17 protein-coding genes are annotated in these 20,312 nt (G+C 72.7%); 3 read left to right on the forward strand and 14 right to left on the reverse strand.

Features of this window, described 5'->3' with window-relative positions; all coding sequences use genetic code 11:
• Positions 1–17: 17 nt before the first annotated feature.
• From ADL34_RS20955 to ADL34_RS20975, 5 genes are read right to left on the reverse strand one after another with little or no spacing between them, the layout of a single operon-like run.
• Positions 18–2,018, reverse strand: a complete 2,001-nt coding sequence (locus ADL34_RS20955) for an endo-beta-N-acetylglucosaminidase (RefSeq protein WP_062670977.1) — start codon at positions 2,016–2,018, stop codon at positions 18–20.
• The gene (locus tag ADL34_RS20960) at positions 2,015–3,271 is read right to left on the reverse strand and encodes a glycoside hydrolase 5 family protein (protein ID WP_062670978.1); all 1,257 of its coding nucleotides are present in this window, start codon (positions 3,269–3,271) and stop codon (positions 2,015–2,017) included. Before ADL34_RS20960 ends, ADL34_RS20955 begins: the two co-directional genes overlap by 4 nt.
• Before the next feature lie 37 nt (positions 3,272–3,308).
• Positions 3,309–4,217, reverse strand: coding sequence for a carbohydrate ABC transporter permease (locus ADL34_RS20965; protein ID WP_062670980.1), 909 nt, complete (start codon positions 4,215–4,217; stop codon positions 3,309–3,311).
• Positions 4,214–5,107: a carbohydrate ABC transporter permease gene (locus tag ADL34_RS20970; protein WP_062670982.1), complete on the reverse strand. Its 894-nt coding sequence runs from the start codon at positions 5,105–5,107 to the stop codon at positions 4,214–4,216. The genes ADL34_RS20965 and ADL34_RS20970 overlap by 4 nt, the downstream gene beginning before the upstream one ends.
• A gap of 6 nt (positions 5,108–5,113) precedes the next feature.
• Positions 5,114–6,406 carry an ABC transporter substrate-binding protein gene (locus ADL34_RS20975; protein WP_062670984.1) on the reverse strand — a complete coding sequence of 431 codons (1,293 nt, stop codon included), beginning with the start codon at positions 6,404–6,406 and terminating at the stop codon, positions 5,114–5,116.
• Between the two features lie 207 nt (positions 6,407–6,613).
• Here ADL34_RS20975 and ADL34_RS20980 point away from each other — a divergent pair, with 207 nt between their 5' ends.
• Positions 6,614–7,669, forward strand: a complete 1,056-nt coding sequence (locus tag ADL34_RS20980; RefSeq protein ID WP_062671181.1) for a LacI family DNA-binding transcriptional regulator — start codon at positions 6,614–6,616, stop codon at positions 7,667–7,669.
• A gap of 50 nt (positions 7,670–7,719) precedes the next feature.
• Here ADL34_RS20980 and ADL34_RS20985 read toward each other — a convergent pair whose 3' ends face one another.
• Both ADL34_RS20985 and ADL34_RS20990 read right to left on the reverse strand, forming a co-directional pair.
• Positions 7,720–8,820 carry a serine hydrolase domain-containing protein gene (locus tag ADL34_RS20985; protein ID WP_062670986.1) on the reverse strand — a complete coding sequence of 367 codons (1,101 nt, stop codon included), beginning with the start codon at positions 8,818–8,820 and terminating at the stop codon, positions 7,720–7,722.
• A 252-nt stretch (positions 8,821–9,072) separates the two neighbouring features.
• A complete protein-coding gene (locus ADL34_RS20990; RefSeq protein ID WP_062670988.1) occupies positions 9,073–9,771 on the reverse strand; it encodes a helix-turn-helix transcriptional regulator in 699 nt (232 codons plus the stop codon).
• A 62-nt stretch (positions 9,772–9,833) separates the two neighbouring features.
• Here ADL34_RS20990 and ADL34_RS20995 point away from each other — a divergent pair, with 62 nt between their 5' ends.
• Positions 9,834–10,274 (forward strand): hypothetical protein, encoded by a 441-nt coding sequence (locus ADL34_RS20995; RefSeq protein WP_199835606.1) that lies wholly within the window; start codon positions 9,834–9,836, stop codon positions 10,272–10,274.
• A 239-nt stretch (positions 10,275–10,513) separates the two neighbouring features.
• The gene (locus tag ADL34_RS21000) at positions 10,514–11,857 is read left to right on the forward strand and encodes an amidase (RefSeq protein ID WP_062670990.1); all 1,344 of its coding nucleotides are present in this window, start codon (positions 10,514–10,516) and stop codon (positions 11,855–11,857) included.
• A gap of 19 nt (positions 11,858–11,876) precedes the next feature.
• Here ADL34_RS21000 and ADL34_RS21005 read toward each other — a convergent pair whose 3' ends face one another.
• The 7 genes from ADL34_RS21005 to glgA all read right to left on the reverse strand — a co-directional run bounded on the left by ADL34_RS21005 (position 11,877) and on the right by glgA (position 20,302).
• Positions 11,877–13,058 carry a GDSL-type esterase/lipase family protein gene (locus ADL34_RS21005; protein ID WP_062670992.1) on the reverse strand — a complete coding sequence of 394 codons (1,182 nt, stop codon included), beginning with the start codon at positions 13,056–13,058 and terminating at the stop codon, positions 11,877–11,879.
• A 16-nt stretch (positions 13,059–13,074) separates the two neighbouring features.
• Positions 13,075–13,653, reverse strand: a complete 579-nt coding sequence (locus ADL34_RS21010) for a TetR/AcrR family transcriptional regulator (RefSeq protein WP_062670993.1) — start codon at positions 13,651–13,653, stop codon at positions 13,075–13,077.
• Between the two features lie 190 nt (positions 13,654–13,843).
• On the reverse strand, positions 13,844–14,017 hold the full coding sequence (locus ADL34_RS35735) for a hypothetical protein (RefSeq protein WP_107115699.1): 174 nt from the start codon (positions 14,015–14,017) through the stop codon (positions 13,844–13,846).
• A gap of 451 nt (positions 14,018–14,468) precedes the next feature.
• Positions 14,469–15,989, reverse strand: coding sequence for an SDR family NAD(P)-dependent oxidoreductase (locus tag ADL34_RS21015; RefSeq protein ID WP_062670995.1), 1,521 nt, complete (start codon positions 15,987–15,989; stop codon positions 14,469–14,471).
• Between the two features lie 122 nt (positions 15,990–16,111).
• Entirely contained in the window at positions 16,112–17,452 is a 1,341-nt protein-coding gene (locus ADL34_RS21020) for a wax ester/triacylglycerol synthase family O-acyltransferase (protein WP_062670997.1), read from the reverse strand.
• 425 nt (positions 17,453–17,877) lie between these two features.
• On the reverse strand, positions 17,878–19,098 hold the full coding sequence (glgC, locus tag ADL34_RS21025; protein ID WP_062670999.1) for a glucose-1-phosphate adenylyltransferase: 1,221 nt from the start codon (positions 19,096–19,098) through the stop codon (positions 17,878–17,880).
• 52 nt (positions 19,099–19,150) lie between these two features.
• Positions 19,151–20,302 (reverse strand): glycogen synthase, encoded by a 1,152-nt coding sequence (gene glgA, locus ADL34_RS21030; protein WP_062671002.1) that lies wholly within the window; start codon positions 20,300–20,302, stop codon positions 19,151–19,153.
• Positions 20,303–20,312 lie beyond the last annotated feature (10 nt).

The following is a 20,312-nucleotide window of genomic DNA, read 5'->3' on the forward strand; positions in this document are numbered from 1 at the left end:
GGTCGTCCGGGCGGTGGTCACCAGCGGTGGGTCACGGTCACGGGGGCCGACGTGGTGTACAGCTCCCCTACGGCGCGCAGTTCGAACCGTGCCGCCCTCTCGCCCTGTTCGGGCCGCAGCCCTGGGGTGAAGAAGGCGTGCTGGCAGGTGCCGCCGAGGAAGCGCCGGGTGCCGTCGGGCAGCACGCGGTGCAGGGTGTGGTGGCGGGTGGCGCCGGGCGCGGGGTTCCAGGCGAAGCGCAGGTCGCCGCCGGACGCGGCGGTGACGCGGAGGCCGGAGGGTGCGGCGGGGGTGGGGGCCGCGTCGTGGACGGCGATGCCGCCGAGCCGCCAGCGCACGGGGCCGCCGCCGGCCGGGATGAGCCGCACTCCGAGGGCGTGCGCGGTGCCGGTGAGTCCGGTGAGCCGTACGGTCGTGGTCGTCCAGCCGTCGGCCGTGGTCACCGGGTGGTAGGTGTACGGCGGTGCCTCGCCCGGAGCGGCCGGGTCGGCGGTGGCGACGGCGAGTTCCACGTCGACGCGTCCGGCGTCGGTGCGGTGGGTCAGCTCGACGACCGTGTCCCGGGTGAGCGGCAGCCGGGCCGCGTACAGGTCGAGGACGGCGGGCCGGTCGAGGTCCCCGGCGACGAGCACGCTGGACCCGCCGTGCCAGGCGTCCTCGAAGTCGAAGGTGACGGTGGGCCGTTGCCCGTCGGTGCGGACGACCCAGCGGCGGGAGGGGAGCCGGTCCTGGAGCCCGAGGTGGTTCCAGGGCGTGTCGGAGGTGACCGCGCCCTTCTCGTACCAGCGCAGCCCGTGCCCGGTGTTGAAGACGCTGGCGAACGGCAGGCGGGTGACCGTGGACCGGTCGGCGACGGAGACGGCGGGGGCCCGCCAGCCGTCGGTGGTGTCGGGGCGGGACGGGTCGAGGGACCGGCCGGTCCAGAAGCGGTCGTCGGCGGCGTGGAAGTCGCCGGGCGTCCTGCGGTCGGCGGGCAGGTGGTTGCGGGTCCACTCGGGCCGGTAGAGGCCGAGGGACGCCACGTGGGAGCGGTCGCGGGGCACGATGGCGTCCCAGTCGACGGACGTGTCCGAGCCGTTGGACTCGACGTCGACGCCCGCCCACAACGCGTGCCGGTCGCGGTTCAGCTCCTCGGCCCGCTGCCCGGAGGAGGCCAGCTTCGCCGCCGTCCAGCGGAAGTCGACGAACATGTCGTCGGCGGCCTGGAAGAAGGGCTCGTTCCGCTCGTTCAGCGCGCCCTGCCAGCTCACGGAGCCGTTCACGGTCATCGCGTCGTACCAGGTGACCCGCTGCCCCTCGGCTCGGGCGCGTGTCCTCAGCTCCCGCAGGAAGCCGAGCATGTCCGCGCCGAGCGCCGCGTCGCCGCCCCCCGTCTCGGCGTTCACGAACCAGCCGTCGAAGCCGTACGCCTTCGCGACCTCGACCAGCTTCGCGGCCAGCGGGTACCTCCCGGCCGCGTCCCGCTGCACCAGGTCCCGGGTCCACCGCAGCTGCCCGCCGTAGGCGACGGGCGGCAGGAAGACGTTGCCGAGGACGGGGACGCCGTGCCGGTGGGCCGCGTCCACGATCGGCGCGTTCGGCGCGAGGATCAGCCCTTCGCCGGAGGAGCCGCCCCAGAACACCAGCTCGTCGATGTACGCCCAGTGCGTGAGGGCGTAGTAGTCGGCGGTGGCCGAGCCCTGGGACGGGTTGCTCGCGGTGGGCCCGAAGGACACGAGCGACTGGATCCGGGCCTGTCCCGCGCGTGCGGTCGGGTTGGCCGGGGTGGGGGTGAAACGCGGGGCGAGCGGGACGGTGGACGCGTTGAAGGCGAGGTCGGCGTCGCCGGCCGGGCGCCAGGACTTCAGGCTGCGCCAGGTGATGCCCGGTTCAGGCGTTCCGGCGGGCAGGGAGTCCGGGTACCAGTAGGACGCGTAGGGCGGGCCCGCCGGGGCCTTGGCGGCGGCGTGCGCGGGGAGCGACGGCAGGAGCGCGGCCGTGGCGCCGGCGATGAGGACGGTGCGTCTGGTGGGGTTCACGAGCGGGTGCCTCCTTGGGGGGTGGGGAGTACCTGGTCGGGAGCGACGACCTCGGTGATGCCCCGTGCGCAGAGGTGGGCCGGGTCGTCCGCGCGGCTGTCGAGGACGGTGGTGGGGCGGGCGCCGTCGGCGGTGAGCCGGAAGAAGGCGTCGAAGACGGGGCCGCCCGGGGCGCAGAGGGAGCGGCGGGCCGGATCGGCGGGGACGACGAGGGCCGTCGTGCGGGGCTCGGGCGTGCGGGGTGTCGCGCGGGCCGCGCGTTCGAGGACCCGGGCGGTGTCCTTCGGGGCGCGGTCGTTGGTCAGCAGGCCCAGCCCGTACTCGAGTTCGGGGAAGTCGGCGAGGTCCCGGGACACGTCGTGGGAGCACCACCAGGTGACGCCCCACAGGCCGGGGCAGTCCAGCGCGTTGGTGACGGTCGCCTCGGTGAACGCGGCGGCGTGCTCGGGCGGGACGAGGGGTGCGGGCGCGCCGACCTCCTGGAGCCACACGGGACGGTGCGGGTCGTCGGCCCACGCCTTGCTGAGTTCGATCAGGTAGGCGGCGTGGTGCTCGGACGGGACGGAGGCGCGGCCGTGGCGCTGGGCGGTGCCGTTGAACACCCAGGAGTGGACGGCGGTGACGGCGCCGTGCCGGGCGGCCTGGGCCGGGGTGAACGGCTGGTCGTCCTGGTACCAGGTGGCGTCGTACTCGGCGTGCAGGTGCAGCCGGCCGGGGGCGCCCTCCTCGCAGGCGGCGAGCATGCGGGTGAGCCAGCGGTCGATGTCCGCCTCGGTGGCCCGGTCGGGGTCGGGGTGCGGTCCGGCGGAGAACTGGTTGACCTCGTTGCCGAGGGTCATGCCGAGGAAGTTCGGCCGGCCGGCGAGGGCGGCGGCGAGGGCGCGGAGGTATGCGGCCTGTCCGTCGAGGACGTCCGGGTCGGTGAAGAGGTTGCGGCGGTGCCAGGTGCGGGTCCAGGCCGGCAGGAAGTCGAAGCTGCTGAGGTGGCCCTGCAGACCGTCCACGTTGACGTCGAGGCCGCGTTCGGCGGCGGCGTCGACGAGCTGGACCAGGTGCTCGACGGCCCGGCCGCGGATCAGGGTGCGGTTGGGCTGGAAGTACGGCCACAGCGGGAAGACCCGGATGTGGTCCAGGCCCAGTGCGGCGATGGAGTCGAGGTCGGCGCGCACGGAGTCCGGATCGAAGTCCAGCCAGTGGTGGAACCACCCTTCGCTCGGGGTGTAGTTGACGCCGAAGCGCACGGCAGGAGGCATGCGTGTCCTTGTGACGGAGGTGCGAGGGAGGTCGTGTTCAGCCCTTGACGGCGCCCTCGCCGACCCCGCGGAAGAAGTACCGCTGGAGGCAGGCGAACAGGGCGATCAGCGGGGCGACGGCGATGATCGTGCCGGCGGCGACGAGGCGTTCGTCGTTGGCGAAGGTGCCGTGCAGATAGTTCAGGCCGATGGTCAGGGTGAACTTGGACGGGTCGCTGAGCACGATGAGCGGCCACAGGAAGTCGTCCCAGGCGCCCATGAAGGCGAAGATCGCGACGACCGCGAGGGTGCCCTTCACGGACGGCACCGCGACGCGCAGGAAGCGCTGCCAGACGTTGGCGCCGTCGACGAAGGCCGCCTCCTCGATCTCGTACGGCAGGTTGAGGAAGGCGTTGCGCATCAGCAGCACGTTGAGGGCGCTGACGCAGCCCGGCAGCACGACCCCGATCAGGGTGTTGTTCAGGCCGAGCTCCCGCATGGTGGTGAACTGGGCGATGATGATGCCCTCCACCGGGACGAGCATCGCGAGGATGAAGACGAGGGTGGCGGCCGTACGGCCCCGGTAGCGCAGGCGGGCCAGGGCGTACCCGGCGAGGGCCGCGCCGACGCAGTTGGTGACGACGTTGGCGGCGGCTACCTTCAGCGAGTTGAGGGCGTAGTCCCAGACCGGGATGGTGTCGGCGACCCGCTCGTAGTTGTGCAGGGTGGGGTCGGCGGGCAGGAAGCGGGGCGGGGAACTGAAGATGTCCTCGGTGGGTCCCTTGAGGGACGTCGACAGCTGCCAGAGGAACGGGCCGACGGTGAGGGCGAGCACCCCCAGCAGGAGCAGGTAGCGCAGGGCGAGTTCCCAGACGCGGACGCGGCGGCCGTGCTCGTCGGTGATGCGGGGCTCGCGCGGGGCGGCCGGCCGCGCGGGGGCGGGGGGCGCCTTGTCGATGACGCTCATGACGCGTCCTTCCGGTCGGCCCGCAGCACGAGCAGCATCAGGGCGACGGTGACCACGAAGACGACGACCGAGATCGCCGAGGCGTAGCCGACCCGGCCGGTCAGGCCGGTTCCGGTGCGCTGGACGAGCATGACGAGGGTGGTGTCCTCGCCCGCCGGGCCGCCGCTCGGGCCGGCCATCAGGTACACCTCGGAGAACACCTTGAACGCGGCGACCGAGGACAGCGCGCCGACCAGGACCATGGTGGAGCGGACGGCCGGCACGGTGACGGAGAGGAAGCGGCGGACGGCGCCCGCGCCGTCGACGGCGGCGGCCTCGTGCAGTTCGCGGGGCACGTTGGCGAGCGCGGCCAGGTAGATGATCATGTAGTAGCCGAGGCCCTTCCAGACCGTCACGGCCATGGCGCTCAGCAGGAGCAGCCACTGGTCGCTGAGGAAGCCGACCCGGCCGACGCCGATCGCCTCCAGCACGGAGTTCACCAGGCCCCGTTCGTCGAGCAGCCACACCCAGATCAGTCCGACGACGACGATCGAGGCGACGACCGGGGTGTAGAACGCGGACCGGAAGAAGGTGATGCCGGGGATGTTCTTCTGCACGAGCAGCGCGAGCAGCAGGGGCAGGACGACGAGGGCGGGGACGACGACGAGGACGTACAGCGTGCTGTTGCGCAGTCCGATCCAGAACATGTCGTCGTGGAGCAGCTCCGAGAAGTTGGCCAGCCCGACGAACTCACCGGGGATGAGCGTGCGCCGGTCGGTGAAGGCGTTGACCAGGGTGGAGACGAACGGGTACAGGATGAACGCGCCGGTGATCAGCAGGCCCGGGGCAGCGAACAGCCAGGGGCTGGAGGGCAGTTGGCGCCGCACCCGGGACACGGTGGAGCTGGCCATCGTCGGTCAGCCCTGCTGCCGGAGGAGCCGGTCGCAGGCCTCGACAGCGTTGTCGAGCGCTTCCTTCGGGCTCTCCTTGCCCTGGAGCGCCTTGGCCACCTCGTTGCGCAGCGCGGTCTTCATCTGCTCGCTGAACAGCACGGGCGTGTAGTTCACGGCGTTCTTCAGGGACTTGGCGGCGGCGACCCGCACCCGTGTCTCGTCGGTGCCGTCCTCCTTGGTGAAGTACGGGTCGTCGAGGGAGCCGGCGGTGCTGGGGAAGATCGCGACCTTCTTGGCGAAGGACATCTGGTGCTCGGCGTCGGTGACGTAGTGCGCGAAGGCGACGGCGGCGGGGGTGCGCTTGGTCTGCGCGTTGACCATCACGCCCATCACGTACATGTTGACGTGCCCGGTGCTGGTGATCTGGTCGGTGATGCCGATGTTCTTGTACAGGTTGGGCGCCTGCTTCTTGAAGTTGCCGAGGTCGAGCGCGCTGCCCGGGTTCATGGCGACGGCCCCGGTGAGGAACTTCTTGCCGGAGGACTCGGGCGTCGCGGTGAGCGCCTGCGGGTCGAGCGCCTTGGCGTCGTACAGCTCCTTGTACTTGGTGAGGAGTTCGACGCCCTTGGTGTCGTTGAACGCGAAGGCGGTGCCCTCCTTGTTCATCAGGGGGACGCCGTAGCGGCCGAAGTCCTCGATGGTGGGCACGTTGGCGAGGGTGGCGACCTTGCCGTCCGTCTTCTCCGCCATGGTGAGGGCGGCGTCGAAGACCTCGTCGTACGTCTTCGGCGGCTGCTCGGGGTCGAGGCCGGCCTCCTTGAAGAGGGTCTTGTTGTAGAAGAGCGGGCCGGTGTTGAGGTACCAGGGGAAGGCGTACGTGCCCTGCAGGCCCGGCACCTGGTGGCTGGCCCAGGCGCCGTCCAGGTACTCCTTCTTGTACTTCGCCGCGACCTTGTCCAGGTCGAGCGCGAGGCCCGCCTTGGCGAGCGGGGCGACGAGGTCGGGCGAGACGTTCACGACGTCGGGGAGCGTGCCGCCCGCCGCGTCGGCGCTGATCTTGTCGGCGTACCCCTCGGCGGGCTGGTCGATCCACTTGACCTTGGTGCCGGGGTACTTCTTCTCGAAGCCGGCGATCACGCCCTCGAAGTAGTCCTTGAAGTTGGCGCGCAGGTTCCAGGTCTGGAAGGTGATGTCGCCTTCGACCTTGCCGGAGGCGTCGGCGTCGGCGCTGCCGCCCCCCGACGAACCGCAGGCGCTGAGGGGGAGCGCGACACAGACGGCGAATGCGGCAGCGAGGGCTCTACGGGAGAGGGGCACCGTGAACCGGCCTCCTTGATGGGCTGATTGGTGGGACGAGGCAGACCCTGCACGCCGTCGCGAGGGAGCGTCAATGGCTCTCGCACAGCTAATTGCATTAGTGACTAATGCGCATTAGACGACCGGAGCTGAAGCGCATTAGGATCACGTCACTGAACCGCATTAGTGCGCGTGCCGCACGAATGCGTCCTGGACGGGGGGATCACGATGACGGCGACTCCGGGCCGACGCTCACCTGCCCGGCGGCCGACGATGAAGGACATCGCGCGACACGCCGGGGTCTCGCAGAGCGCTGTCTCCTTCGCGCTGAACGGCCGTCCCGGGGTGTCCGAGGACACCCGCGAGCGGGTGCGGCGGGTCGCCGAGGACCTGGGCTGGCGGCCCAGCACGGCGGCGCGCGCCCTGTCCGGGGAGGGAGCGGCGACGGTCGGCTTCGTGCTGGCGCGCCCCGCCGACACGCTGGGGGTCGACTCGTTCTTCCTGCAACTGGTCTCCGGCATCCAGGAGGTGCTGGCGGAGCGGCACCTGGGGCTGTTGTTCCAGGTCGTGGAGGACGTCTCCGACGAGTGCGCGGTGTACCGGCGCTGGTGGGCCGAGCACCGGGTCGACGGCGTCCTGGTGGTCGACCCGCGCACCGACGACCCCCGCCCGGACCTCCTGGACGAACTCGGCCTGCCCGCCGTGGTGATCGGCGGCGCACCGGACGACCGGCACCCCGGTCTGTCGACGGTGTGGGCGGACGACGCGGGCGCGATGGCGTCCGTGGTGGAGGGCCTGTACGCGCTCGGCCACCGGCGGATCGCACACATCGCCGGGCTGCCGGGACTGGCCCACACCGAACGCCGGATCCGCACGCTGCGGGCCGAGGCGGGGCGGCGGGACCTGACGGAGGTGCGGTCGGTGACGACGGACTACTCGGACACCGAGGCCGCGGCCGTCACCCGCCGGGTGCTGGAGGGCGCCGCTCCCCCGACGGCGCTCATCTACGACAACGACGTGATGGCGGTGGCGGGCGCCGGCGCCGCGACCGAACTGGGCTTCTCCGTCCCGGCGGACGTCTCGGTGGTCTCCTGGGAGGACTCGGCCCTGTGCCGCATGGTCAAGCCCTGGCTGTCGGCCCTGTCCCGGGACAGCGCGGAGTTCGGCCGGACGGCGGCCCGTGAACTGATCGCCCTGCTGGACGGGGGGTCGGCGCGGGCGGTGGGCGTGCCGGTGCCCCGGCTGGTGGAGCGCGGGAGCACGGGGGTGGCGCGCGGCGCGTGACGGGCCGGGCCTCCCCGGACAGGGCGTGCGCCGCCGGGCTTCTCAGCGGCTCAGAGTCCCTGGATCCCTTCGTACGCCGCCGCCACGATCTCCATCCCCCGGGTGTCGTCGGCGGGCTCCCGCATCTGGTGGGTCACATAGGCCACGACCAGCCGGCTGCCGGGATCGATCATCACGAGCGACCCGCCCCAGCCGCCCCAGCCGCACGCGCCGCCGAACAGGCCGTACCCGAGCCCCCACCGCGTCGGCATCCCGAGCACCCGGTCGTCACCGTCGAACTGCTCCTCGCGGGCGCGCTCGCAGCCCGCCTGTGACAGCAGCCGTACGCCGTTCACCTCTCCCCCGCACGCCAGGACGGACTGCACGAGCGCGACCGAGCGGGCGTTGCCGTATCCGCTCGCGGCGGGGATCTGCGCACGGCGCCAGGGCAGGCTGTTGCCGTCCCGGACGCGCATGCCGTTCCCCGCCTCGGAGTTCGCCGGATCGCCGGGCGCGCTCGACGTGTAGTCCTCGTCCCGCCCGGCCGGGGGGATCGCCGGTGCGACCCGGTGGTCGTGCTCGGCCGGCAGGCCGATGTGGAAGTCGGCGCCCAGCGGCCCGGTCACCTCCGCGGCGAGGAACTCCCCGACGCTGCCGCCGGTGATCCGGCGCACCACCTCGCCGACGAGGAAGCCCTGGGTGAGCGAGTGGTATCCGGCCGCGGTGCCGGGCTCCCACCGGGGCGCCCGCGCCGCCAGCCGGGCCGTGACCGCCGGCCAGTCGTAGAGGTCCTCGACCGACCCGTCCCAGTCGGGGAGCCCCGCGGTGTGCGAGAGGACGTGCCGGACGAGCACCTTGTCCTTGCCCGCCGCCGCGAACTCCGGCCAGTACCGGGCCACCGGTGCGTCCGGGTCGAGGTCGCCCCGGTCGATCAGGACGAGGGCGCACAGGGCCGTCATCGTCTTGGTCACGGACCAGACGTTGACGATCGTGTCCCGCTCCCAGGGGGCGGTCCGTTCCGCGTTCGCGTGTCCGCCCCAGACGTCGACCACCGGTTCGCCGTCCACGAAGACGGCGACGGAGCCTCCCGCGTCCCCGGCGTCCAGCATGCCGGCGAACGCGGTCGGGACGGCGAGGAAGAGGTCGTCGTAGGAGCCCTGGACGTCGGCCATGTACCCATCCAGCCCTACGGCGGCACCCCGGTCAACCGGGTTTCACGGCGGTACGGCCCTTGGGGGGTGTCTGACAATTCCCGTCGTCCGCCCGGAAGGGCGGGCCTCGCGGCGTCCGGTGCGTGCGATCGCAAGGCGCCGGAGCGCCCGCGTGGCGGAGTCACGTGGGCGTTTCGGCAACGCGGCGAGCGTGCGTGCCGGACACCGCGAGGCAGGCGGGAATTGTCAGACACCCCCTAGCCGCGGCGCCGCTCAGGAGGCGGGCACTAGCACCACACAGCAGCGGCCCGGAGCCGGGGCCAGGCACGCCCGGTAGGCGGTGTCACCGGAGGCGGCGAGCGCGCCGCGCAGCAGATGCAGGTTCATCCCGCACACCGTGTCGACGTGCCTGCGGGCCAGGAGGTGGAAGGGGCAGTTGCCCAGGACGACGGTGTCACCCTCGCGGCGCGGCTCGAAGCCGTACCGCTCCAGCAGGTCCACGACGCCCCGGGCGGCCTCGGCGCCCAGCCGCTCGCCCAGCTCGGCGGCCTTGCGGTTCAGCACCGCGCGGACGGGTTCGCCGGTGCTGTCGGACTCCTCCACGGCCTCGGCCAGCAGCTGCCCGGCCAGCTCGTACTGCCGGGCGGGCACGCTCACGCCGACCTCGCGCCCGGAGCGGCGGTACAGCTTGGCCGGGCGTCCTGCGCCCGGTCCGGTCCGCCCGCTGCGTCGCTCGTAGACGACGTCCAGCAGTCCCTCCCCGGCCAGTCGGTCCAGGTGGAACGCGGCGGTCTGCCGGGCCAGCCCCAGTGTCTCGGCGGCCTCGTCGCGGCCGACGGGCCCGGCGCTGCGGGCCACGAGGTCGTACAGCCGGCGGCGCGTCGGCTCGTCCAGCGCCGCCAGGGCGGAGAGGTCGTCGCGGGGTGCTTCCTTCGGGTGATCCACGAACCCCAGTGTAAAACCAATCCGCATTGACTAAAGAGACGGGGTGCGCTTCTATCATCAAGAGACATTGTTCATAGAAGGAGGGCGTCATGTCGTCCGCACCCGCTCCCGCTCCCGCCACGCCCGGCACCTCGCGGCAGGCCATCGCCACGGACCCCGGCTACCAGGCCTTCTGGATCCTGCGCGTCGGATTCACGGTCGCCCCCGTGCTGTTCGGGCTGGACAAGTTCGCCAATCTGCTCGTCGACTGGCCGGGCTACCTGGCCCCCTGGATCGACGACGTCGTCCCCGGCAGCGCGCAGGCCGCCATGTACGCCGTCGGCGTCATCGAGATCGTCGCCGGACTGGTCGTGGCCGTGGCTCCCCGCTTCGGGGGCTGGCTCGTCGCCGGCTGGCTCGCGGGGATCATCGTCAACCTCCTGACGATCCCCGGCCATTACGACATCGCGCTGCGCGACTTCGGCCTGCTGCTCGGCGCGGTCGCCCTGGCCCGGCTCGCCCAGCGCTACCACGGCACCGGTCGGCGCTGACACGGCGAAGGGCGGCCACCGCCGGGTCCCGCCCGGCGCGTCCGGCCGCCCCCTCGGCCGGCGGGCCCACTTGGTGCCCGGGGCCGCCCCCTCGGCCGACAGTCCCCCGTGGTGCCCGGCGTCGGGCGCCTCGTCCATCGAGGCACTCCCGGACATCCAGGCCCGGCGCCCCCTCGACTCGGGGCCCGGCGCGGGGCAGAGTTCTCCTACATACCCGCGAGTACGCAGAAGGAGCGCCCGTGACCAGCTGGGTCGGCCGGACCGCCGCCGAGATCGCCGCCGCCGTCCGCGAGAAGCGGGCCACGCCCCGGGAGGTGGTGGCCGAGCACCTCGCCAGGATCGAGCGGCTCGACGGGCATGTGGGCGCCTTCCGGGTGGTCCGCGCCGAGGCGGCGCTCGCCGAGGCCGACGAGGTGGCCTCGCGCGGCGATCTCGCCGAACTGCCCCTGGCCGGCGTGCCGGTGGCCGTCAAGGACAACCTGGCGGTGCGCGGCGAGTCCATGCGGGTCGGCTCGGCGGCGACGCCGGACGCCCCGGCCGCCGAGGACCATGTCACGGTGGCCCGGCTGCGCGCCGCCGGAGCGGTGGTGGTGGGCCTGACGAACGTGCCGGAGCTGTGCGTCTTCGGCACCACCGAGGGCGTGCACGGCACGGCCCGCAATCCCTGGGACACCTCCCGCACGGCGGGCGGTTCGTCCGGCGGCAGCGCGGCCGCGGTCGCCGCGGGCCTGGTGCCGCTCGCCCTCGGCAACGACGGCATGGGGTCCCTGCGCATCCCCGCGGCCAACTGCGGCCTGGTAACCATCAAGCCGGGCCACGGGGTGGTCCCGGCGGGCATCGGCGACGGCGACTGGTTCGGGATGTCGGAGAACGGCCCGCTCGCCACGACCGTCGAGGACACCCGGCTGATGCTGGCGGTCCTCGCCGGCACCGAGGTGGCGGCGCCGAAGACGCCGCAGACGTACCGGATCGCGGTGTCGCTGCGCAGCCCCATCGCCGGTGTCACGATCAGCAAGCCGTACACGAGTGCCGCCCGGGAGGCGGCGGCGCTGCTGATGAAGGCCGGTCACCAGGTGCGCAGGGCCGATCCGCCGTACCTGATGTCGCTGGGCGTCACCTCGCTGACGCACTGGACGGCGGGCACGTCGGTGGACGCCCGGGGCCTGGACACCGCGCTCCTGACCCGCCGGACGCGGGTGCACGCGGCCGTGGGCCGCCGGTTCGTCGGCCGGGCGCGCTCCGGTGAGGACCGGGAGCGGCTGCGCGGCCGGCTGGAGCCGTTCTTCGCCGAGTACGACGTGCTGCTCACCCCGGCCCTCGCGCGCCGCTCCCCCCGGTCGGCGCCGTGGCACGAGCGGGGCTGGCTGCGCAACGTGCTGGCCAACACCGGCTACTCACCGCTGACCCCGCCCTGGAACCTCACGGGCTGGCCGGCGATGGTGGTGCCGTTCGGCACCCTGCCGTCCGGAGCGCCCACCGCCGTGCAGCTGGTGGGGCGCCCCGGCTCCGAGGCGGCGCTGCTGGCCCTCGCGGAGCGCGTCGAGGAGCTGCGGCCGTGGCGCAGGACGGCGCCGCTGGACTGAGCGGGCCGCCCCGTCCGGCTCACACCTCCCGCGCGAACGGCCCGTCGACGCCGAAGGCCAGTTTCGCGAACCGCTCGCCCATGCGGCGGTGGGTCGTCGCGTCGGGGTGCAGGCCGTCGGGCAGCGGCAGCTCCTCGAAGTCGGCCTCGCCGTAGAGTTCGCGGCCGTCGAGGTAGGAGAGGTGCGGGTCGTCGGCGGCCCGCTCCCGCACGATCCGGGACAGCTCGTCCCGGATGACGTTCAGCGTCAGCTTGCCGCCCGCACGCTCCGCCGGTTCGCCCATGGCCACGAACCGCAGCCGGCCCTCACGGAGCCCGCTGTAGTCCGGGGCGCAGGGCCCGGGGGTGTCCTCGTGGATCGGGCACAGGATGGGCGAGACCACCAGCAGCGGTGTCGTCGGGTGGCCTTCGCGGACGGTGTCGAGGAAACCGTGGACGGCGGGCCCGAAGGCACGCAGCCGCATGAGATCGAGGTTGACCAGGTTGATCCCGATCTTGACGCTGATGAAGTCGGCGGCGGTGTCGCGCAGGGCGCGGGCGGTGAACGGGTCGAGCAGGGCGCTCCCGGCCAGGCCCAGGTTGATCAGCTCCACGTCACCGAGGGCGGCCGCGGCGGCGGGCCAGATGCCGGTGGGGCTCGCGGCGTCGGAGCCGTGGCTGATGGAACTGCCGTGGTGCAGCCACACCTTGCGGCCGGAGTCGCGCGCGGGCTCGACGGGGGCGTCGGTGCGCAGGGCGATCAGTTCGGTCGTCTCGTTGTGCGGGAGCCAGATCTCGACGACCTTGTCACCCTCGGGCAGCCCGTCGAACCGGACCGTGCCGGGCGGTCCCGAGCGGCGCTCGTCGGTGCCCGCCGCCATGTCGACGGTCACGACGTTGCCGCCGTCGACGCTGCCCTGCGCCACCAGACGTCCGTCCACGAGCAGGTCGTACACGCCGGCCGGCCGCTCGGGCACGCCGACGTAGCTGCGCCGGGTGCGCAGGGCGTCGAGCTCGACCCTGGCGGCCCGGGTGCGGAAGACGAGCCGTACGCCGGACGGGTGCGACTCGGCCATGGCCAGCTGCCCGTCGGTGTTCTGCGCACGGGCCCGGGCGGGCAGCCGGTGCGGCAGCAGCCCGTGCTCGGTCCGCTCGGTGTCGAGGGCGCCGCGCAGCAGGTCCGCGGTGACCGTCGTGGTGGTCCAGTCGTGCTCGGTGTTCATGTCCTCAGCCTGTCGATCAGGAGGTGGGCTCGGTGGGCCAGTTGCGCAGCAAGGAGTCCAAGGCGTCCAGGATCCGGTTCCAGGTCTCCTCGGAGTCGGGCGCGCTGTGCCGGAAGCCGCCCGCCGACTCCAGGCTGGAGTACCCGTGGAAAACGCTTCCGAGCAGCCGGACCGCGTGCGTGGCCTCCGGTTCGGCGAGGTCGTAGCCGCGCAGGATCGCCCGGGTCATCTGCGCGTGCCGGGGACCGGCGCTGCGGGCGGCCGTCTCGGGGTCGAGCGGCATGCGGGCGGCGGCGGCCCGGCCGGGGTGCTCGCGCTCGTAGTCGCGGTAGACGTTGGCGAAGGCGACCAAGGCGTCCTTGCCGGCCCGTCCGGCGATGGCGTCGGCGGCCCGGTCGGCCATCTCCTCCAGCGCGAACAGGGAGATCCTCGTCCGCAGGTCCTGGGTGTTCCTCACGTGCGAGTACAGGCTCGCGACCTTGACGCCGAAGCGCCGGGCCAGCTCCGACGCGGTGACCTGCTCGAAGCCGATCTCGTCGGCCAGCTCGGCGCCCGCGCGGACCAGGCGGTCCGGGGTGAGTCCTACGCGTGCCACAACGATCCTTCCGCTTGCCTTAACCGAGTATGACTCCACCTAAAGTATTTAGGCAAATGAGCGATGGGTCAAGGAAGGGAAGAGGGGGAGAAGGGGAGAGAGAAGCGGGACGCGATCCGGCGCCGGACATGCCGGAGCCGCGGCCGGTCGTCGGCCGCGGCTCTCCGCGATCGGTGGGTGGCCCGCCCCGTCAGTCGACGCTGGGCAGGATGTGGGGTTCCGCGAGGTCCTCCTCGTAGCCCGCCAGCCGGATGGGGGCGGACCGGGCCCACACGTCGAGACTGCCCATCTCCTTCGACCCTCGGCCCGCGCGCTCCGTGCGTTCCTTGGGGCACTGTTCGCCGTTCGTCTTCTCAGGTGTCACCGCGCACTCCTTCTGTGTCGGATCACCCTCGGGGGGCGGAGCGGGCCAGTCTGCGGTCCGGTACCTGACGCCCCTTCGGGTCCAGCTCAACGTCGATTCGGACGCGGTGGCGTCGGTAACTGGTGTGCAAGCAGGCCGTTGTGCACCGGCTTGTCCCGGGACGGACCATGGGTGTGGGTTGGGACCCTGTGGCGCTGTCCGTCCGCTCCAGATTAACCAAATGAGCGCATGGCTGCTCGATGGGGCTGCAAACAACGTGTAAATCTCCGGAGTCGACCGGTAACCACCCGCCCGACATCGCCTGTTCTGCCCCTGGACACGGCTTTTGCCCGTCACCCGTTCGGCGCAACAGGGCCCCGATGGGGGACCCAACTCACCCCGGTCCCGCACAACGCCCGGCCGGAACCGGCCAACACGCCCCGAATCACCGCGATTCGGGGCTGTGCGGGCGTCACCACTTGCCGGGTGCGTAGTCCTTCAGGAAGACGCCGTACAGGTCCTCGCCCGCCTCGCCGCGCACGATCGGGTCGTAGACCCGGGCGGCACCGTCGACCAGGTCGAGCGGCGCGTGGAAGCCGGCCTCGGCGAGCCGCAGCTTGTCGTAGTGCGGGCGCTCGTCGGTGATCCAGCCCGTGTCGACGGAGGTCATCAGGATGCCGTCGGACTCGAACATCTCCTGCGCGCTGGTGCGGGTCACCATGTTCATCGCGGCCTTGGCGGCGTTGGTGTTGGGGTGCCCGGCACCCTTGTAGCCGCGGCCGAAGACACCCTCCATCGCGGAGACGTTCACCACGTACGAGCGCCCGCTCGCCGCCTTCTTCGCGGCCTCGGCCATGCTCGGCCGCAGGGCGCTGATCAGGATGAAGGGCGAGGTGTAGTTGCAGAGCTGGGTCTCCAGCAGCTCGACCGGGGAGATCTGGTCGATGGTCTGCACCCAGGTGTTGGACTCCACGACGTCGGGGACCAGACCGCCGGCGTCGATCGCCGTGCCGTCCAGGTGCCGGGCGACGCTGGCGTTGCCCGCGACCAGGGCGAGGTCGGCGACCTTCTGGGCGTCCAGGCCGCTCGCGCCCAGCGGCAGCGCGGTCAGACCGTCGACCGCGCCGGAGTTGAAGGCGCCGATCACCTGGTGGGCGGGCAGCTCGCCGGCGGGCAGCGGGGCGCTCTCGCCCTCGACCAGCGCCGCGTAGGCGGAGGGCAGCCGGCGCACGGTCTGCGTCGCGTTGTTCACGAGGATGTCGAGCGGGCCCGCCTCGGCGACCCGCTCGGCGAGGGCCACGGCCTGCGCCGGGTCGCGCAGGTCGATGCCGACGACCTCCAGCCGGTGGATCCAGTCGGCCGAGTCGTCCATCGCCTTGAACCGGCGGATGGCGTCCTTCGGGAACCGGGTGGTGATCGTGGTGTGGGCGCCGTCCCGCAGCAGCCGCAGGGCGATGTACATGCCGATCTTGGCGCGGCCGCCCGTGAGCAGGGCGCGCTTGCCGGTGAGGTCGGCGCGCGCGTCGCGCTTGTCGCGGTTCAGCCGGGCGCAGTCCTGGCAGAGCTGGTGGTAGAAGTAGTCGACCTCGACGTACCGGGCCTTGCAGGTGTAGCAGGAGCGCGGGCGCTGGAGTATCCCCGCGATCCGGCCCTCCTCGGTGCGGGAGGACGGCAGCAGGCCCTCGGTCTCGTCGTCGATGCGCTGGGCCGAGCCGGTCGCGGTGGCCTCCGTGACCGCCTTGTCGTGCGCGGTCTTCGCCGCCCGGCGCTCCTGGCGGCGGCGCTGCTTCACGGTGCGGTAGACGCCCGCGGTGGCCCGGCGCACGGCGATCGCGTCGGGGTGGTCGATCTCCAGCTTGTCGAGCTCCTCGAGCACGCTCAGGCAGACGGCCAGCCGCTCGGGGTCGATACCGGGGCCGTACACGACGTCGTCGGCGGGCTCCTGTCCGGCCTCGGTCCTGATCGCCGTCGAGCCGTCATCTGTCACCGTCATCGCCGCTGCCGTTCCCTGATCACCCGCGGCGCTCCGGTCGCGCTCGCTTTCGAACGCGGAATTCTACGAAACGCCGGGCCCCTCCTCCAAAATCCGGCGGAAGGGCCCCGTGGGCGGGCGGGTCAGGGATCGCAGGCGGTGATCAGTGCGGTGACCTCCTCGGTGATCGCCCGGGCGAGCACGTCGAGGTCCGGTACGGCCCGCGCGTCGGCGACGAGACCGAAGTGCACACCGCCCCGGTACGTCGAGATGGCGACGGCCAGCGACTGGCCGCGGGCCAGCGGGGCGAAGGGGTAGACCTCGGCCACGGGGTGGCCGCCGAGCTTCAGCGGGATGCCGGGCAGCGGCACGCTGGTGACGAGGATGTCGAACCAGAGCCGGGCGGCCTGGGCGACCAGCGGCCCGGCGAAGCGGTGCCCGAGCGCCGGCACGTGGTCGGCGAGCAGGGCGACGGCCCCGGCGCCCCGGTGCGGGCCCGCGTCCTTGTTGCGGTCCATGGCCGACCGGACCGCGGCGAGGCGGCGCAGCGGATCGGGGTCGTCCACCGGCAGCCGCATCAGATAGCCGGAGAGACGGTTGCCCTGGGGGTGCGCGGTGCGCGGGCGGCGCCGGGAGACCGGGATGAGGGCGCGGGGCGCGACACCCTCGCTGCCGTCGCCGCGCTCGTCGAGCCAGCGGCGCAGCGCGCCGGCGACGACCGCGATCAGGACGTCGTTGACGGTGCCGCCGACGGCCTTGCGGACGAGGTGCACGTCGTCGATGTCGACGACGACCCCGGCGGTACGGCGGGTGCCGCTCGGCTCGGCGGTGAGCGCGGGGGTGGACCGGGTGGCCAGGGTGGACACGGCGACGGAGGCGCCGATGTCCAGGGCCCGGCCCACGTCGGACACGGCGCCGCGCACCACGTCGGGGAGTCCGCGCACGTCGGGCAGGAGCCCGCGCGCGGGGACCTCGGGACGGGGCCGGCGGGCGGGCAGGTCCATCGGGTCGAGGACGGCGGCGGCCAGTGTCAGGGCGCGCAGGCCGTCGGCGAGGGCGTGGTGGAACTTGAACAGCACCGCGAACGACACCCCGTCCCCGCCGGGCAGGACGTGCGCCTCCCAGGGGGGCCGGCCGCGTTCCAGGGGGCGCTCCATCAGCCGTCCGGCCGCCGCCTGGAAGTCGGCCGTCGGCGCGTGCAGCCGGACGTGGTCGAGCGGGTCGAAGTGGGGGGCGGGCTCGCGGGCGGCGCCGCCGAAGGAGAACGGCGCGCGCAGCAGACCGCGCGGCCGCCAGGCGTCGCGGATGCGCATGCGCAGCCCGGGCACGGCGGCGGCCCGCGCGGCGAGGAGGTCGGCCGCGTGGGCGCCGGCGGTCGGTGTGTGCGCCGCGAACACACCGAGGGCCCCCAGGTGCATCGGGTGTTCGGCGGACTCGATGTTCCAGAACGCAAGGTCGAGGGGTGCGAGCAGGTCGGAAGTCAATGGCTTGCCTCGCGTCGGCGGAAGGGTGGATCAGCAGTCAATCGCTCCCTGACGATTACAGTCAAGTACGATCAGGCTACGCACAGTTAACAGCAGATTAAGTCCCGCCTCGTGTGAAGGCAGTGGACTCATGGTGCATATGGGCTCACTCCACCACAGGGAGCGGCACCAGGCATCCCGTGCGTGTCACCCGGGAGGCGTCATGACGCCGCCGTCGCCGGCGGCCGCTAGGGGGTGTCTTGTCGATCGGGCCGGGTCGGCTCCCGGTGTCTGGTGCCGTGCATCGCAAGGCGGAGGAGGGAGTCGATGCGGCGCATCGGCGACCGCGGAGGAGGGAGTCGATGCGGCGCATCGGCGACCGACGACAACGCGGCGAGGCGCGGTGCCAGGCGCCGGGAGCCCGGCCTGATCGGCAAAGACACCCCCTAGGACACCCGCTGCCCCTTGCCTAGCGCGATCACACCGCCCTGGGAGACCGTGTAGAGCTCCACGTCCCGGTCCGGGTTGACCCCGATGGTGGCGCCCGGCGGCACGTCGACGTTCTTGTCGAGGACCGCGCCGCGCACCACCGCGCCCCGCCCGATGTGCACGTTGTCGTGCAGCACCGACCCCTGCACGACGGCCCCCGGGTCGACCACCACGCCCGGCGACAGCACCGACCGGGTGACCTGCCCGCGGATCAGGCAGCCCGCGCTGATGATGGACTCGCCGGCGATGCCGCCCGCGTTGAACCGGGCCGGGGAGAGCTGGCCCGAGTGGGTGTAGATGGGCCAGCTGCGGTTGTAGAGGTTGAAGGCGGGGCGCTCGGCGATCAGGTCCATGTGGGCGTCGTAGTACGCGTCCAGGGTGCCCACGTCCCGCCAGTAGCCGCGGTCGCGGCTGGTCTCGCCGGGGACGTGGTTGGCCTGGAAGTCGTACAGATGCGCCTCGCCCCGCTCGGTGAGCTGGGGCAGGATCGAGCCGCCCATGTCGTGCACGGAAGCCTCGTCCTCGGCGTCCCGCTGGAGGGCCTCGACGAGCGCCTTGGTGGTGAAGACGTAGTTGCCCATGGAGGCGAACACGCGCTCCGGGTCGTCCGCGAGGCCCGGCGGGTCGGCCGGCTTCTCCAGGAAGCCGCGCACGGTCTGCCCGTCCGGGCCGGGGCTGATCACCCCGAAGGCCGAGGACTCCGTGCGCGGCACCCGGATGCCCGCCACCGTGACGCCCGCGCCGCTCTCGATGTGCTGGTCCAGCATCTGGCGCGGGTCCATGCGGTACACGTGGTCGGCGCCGAAGACGGCGACGTACTCGGGGCGTTCGTCGTGGATCAGGTTCAGCGACTGCAGGATGGCGTCGGCGCTGCCCAGGTACCAGCGCGGGCCGAGCCGCTGCTGCGCCGGGACCGGGGTGACGTAGTTGCCGAGCAGGCTGGACATCCGCCAGGTCGTGGTGATGTGCCGGTCCAGCGAGTGCGACTTGTACTGCGTGAGGACGCAGATGCGCAGGATGCCGGCGTTGACGAGGTTGGACAGGACGAAGTCGACGAGCCGGTAGGTGCCGCCGAAGGTGACCGCCGGTTTCGCGCGGTCGGCGGTCAGGGGCATCAGGCGTTTGCCCTCCCCGCCCGCCAGAACGATGCCGAGTACCGAAGGTCCACCACCACGCATGGCCGCTCCCCTCACCCCTGGTTGCTTCCCAGCCTGCCCGGAGCCGCGCGCGCTAAGCCTGTTTCAGGATCTCCCCGTAGAGCCGGACCGTGCGGCGGGCCACGGCGTCCCAGCCGAACTCCCCCACCGCGCGCTCCCGTCCGGCCTCTCCCATCCGCCGGGCCGCCTCCCGGTCCCCCACCACCGCGTCCAGGGCCCGCGCGAGGCCCGCCTCGAAGTCGTCGTCCAGCGGGACCAGCAGTCCCGTACGGCCGTCCTCGACGACCTCCGGGATGCCTCCGACCCGTGACGCCACGACCGGGGTGCCGCAGGCCATCGCCTCCAGGTTGACGATGCCCAGCGGCTCGTACACCGAGGGGCAGACGAACACCGCCGCGTGCGTGAGGAGTTGGATGACCTCCGGGCGCGGCAGCATCTGCGGGATCCAGTGCACCCCCGCGCGCACCCGGCTCAGCTCCTCGTACAGGTCGCGGAACTCGCGGTCGATCTCCGGGGTGTCGGGGGCGCCCGCGCAGAGCACGACCTGGGCGGCGGGGTCGATGTCCCGTACGGCGCGCAGCAGATGGGGCACACCCTTCTGACGGGTGATGCGGCCGACGAACAGCACGTACGGGCGGTCCGCCTCGATTCCGAAGCGGGCGAGGACGTCGGCGCGCGGGTCGGGCCGGTACAGGGTGGTGTCTATGCCGTTGTGCACGACGTGGACGCGGTCCGGGTCCAGCGCCGGGTAGCAGCCGAGGATGTCCTCGCGCATGGCGCCGGAGACGGCGATCACCGCGTCGGCGGACTCGAAGGCGGTGCGCTCCGCCCAGCTCGACAGGGCGTATCCGCCGCCCAGTTGCTCGGCCTTCCAGGGCCGCAGCGGCTCCAGGGAGTGCGCGGTCAGCACGTGCGGGATGCCGTACTGGAGCTTGCCGAGGTGGCCGGCGAGGTTGGCGTACCAGGTGTGGGAGTGGATCAGTTCGCGGCCGGCGAGGGCGGCGGCCATCGCCAGGTCCACCGAGAAGGTGCGCAGCGCGTCGTTGGCGGTGTCGAGCGCGGGCCAGGGGCGGTGCCGTCGTACGCCGACCGTGCGGCCCTCGCCCCAGCAGTGCACCTCGAGGTCGACGAGCTCCCGCAACTCCCGCGCCAGGAACTCGACATGGACGCCCGCGCCGCCGTACACGTCCGGCGGGTACTCCCGGGTCAGCAGTCCCACTCGCACCCGGAACCCC

Origin of the sequence: Streptomyces sp. NRRL WC-3605 (genome assembly GCF_001509795.1) — a bacterium.
GTDB lineage: Bacteria > Actinomycetota > Actinomycetes > Streptomycetales > Streptomycetaceae > Streptomyces > Streptomyces viridochromogenes.

Bases quoted from the DNA above. Each gene is read 5' to 3' on its own strand.
- ADL34_RS20960 (WP_062670978.1), bottom strand. From the start codon at position 3,271: ATGCCTCCTGCCGTGCGCTTCGGCGTCAACTACACCCCGAGCGAAGGG.
- ADL34_RS20965 (WP_062670980.1), bottom strand. From the start codon at position 4,217: ATGAGCGTCATCGACAAGGCGCCCCCCGCCCCCGCGCGGCCGGCCGCC.
- ADL34_RS20970 (WP_062670982.1), bottom strand. From the start codon at position 5,107: ATGGCCAGCTCCACCGTGTCCCGGGTGCGGCGCCAACTGCCCTCCAGC.
- ADL34_RS20980 (WP_062671181.1), top strand. From the start codon at position 6,614: ATGACGGCGACTCCGGGCCGACGCTCACCTGCCCGGCGGCCGACGATG.
- ADL34_RS20985 (WP_062670986.1), bottom strand. From the start codon at position 8,820: ATGGCCGACGTCCAGGGCTCCTACGACGACCTCTTCCTCGCCGTCCCG.
- ADL34_RS20990 (WP_062670988.1), bottom strand. From the start codon at position 9,771: ATGCGGATTGGTTTTACACTGGGGTTCGTGGATCACCCGAAGGAAGCA.
- ADL34_RS20995 (WP_199835606.1), top strand. From the start codon at position 9,834: ATGTCGTCCGCACCCGCTCCCGCTCCCGCCACGCCCGGCACCTCGCGG.
- ADL34_RS21005 (WP_062670992.1), bottom strand. From the start codon at position 13,058: ATGAACACCGAGCACGACTGGACCACCACGACGGTCACCGCGGACCTG.
- ADL34_RS21015 (WP_062670995.1), bottom strand. From the start codon at position 15,989: ATGACGGTGACAGATGACGGCTCGACGGCGATCAGGACCGAGGCCGGA.
- glgC (WP_062670999.1), bottom strand. From the start codon at position 19,098: ATGCGTGGTGGTGGACCTTCGGTACTCGGCATCGTTCTGGCGGGCGGG.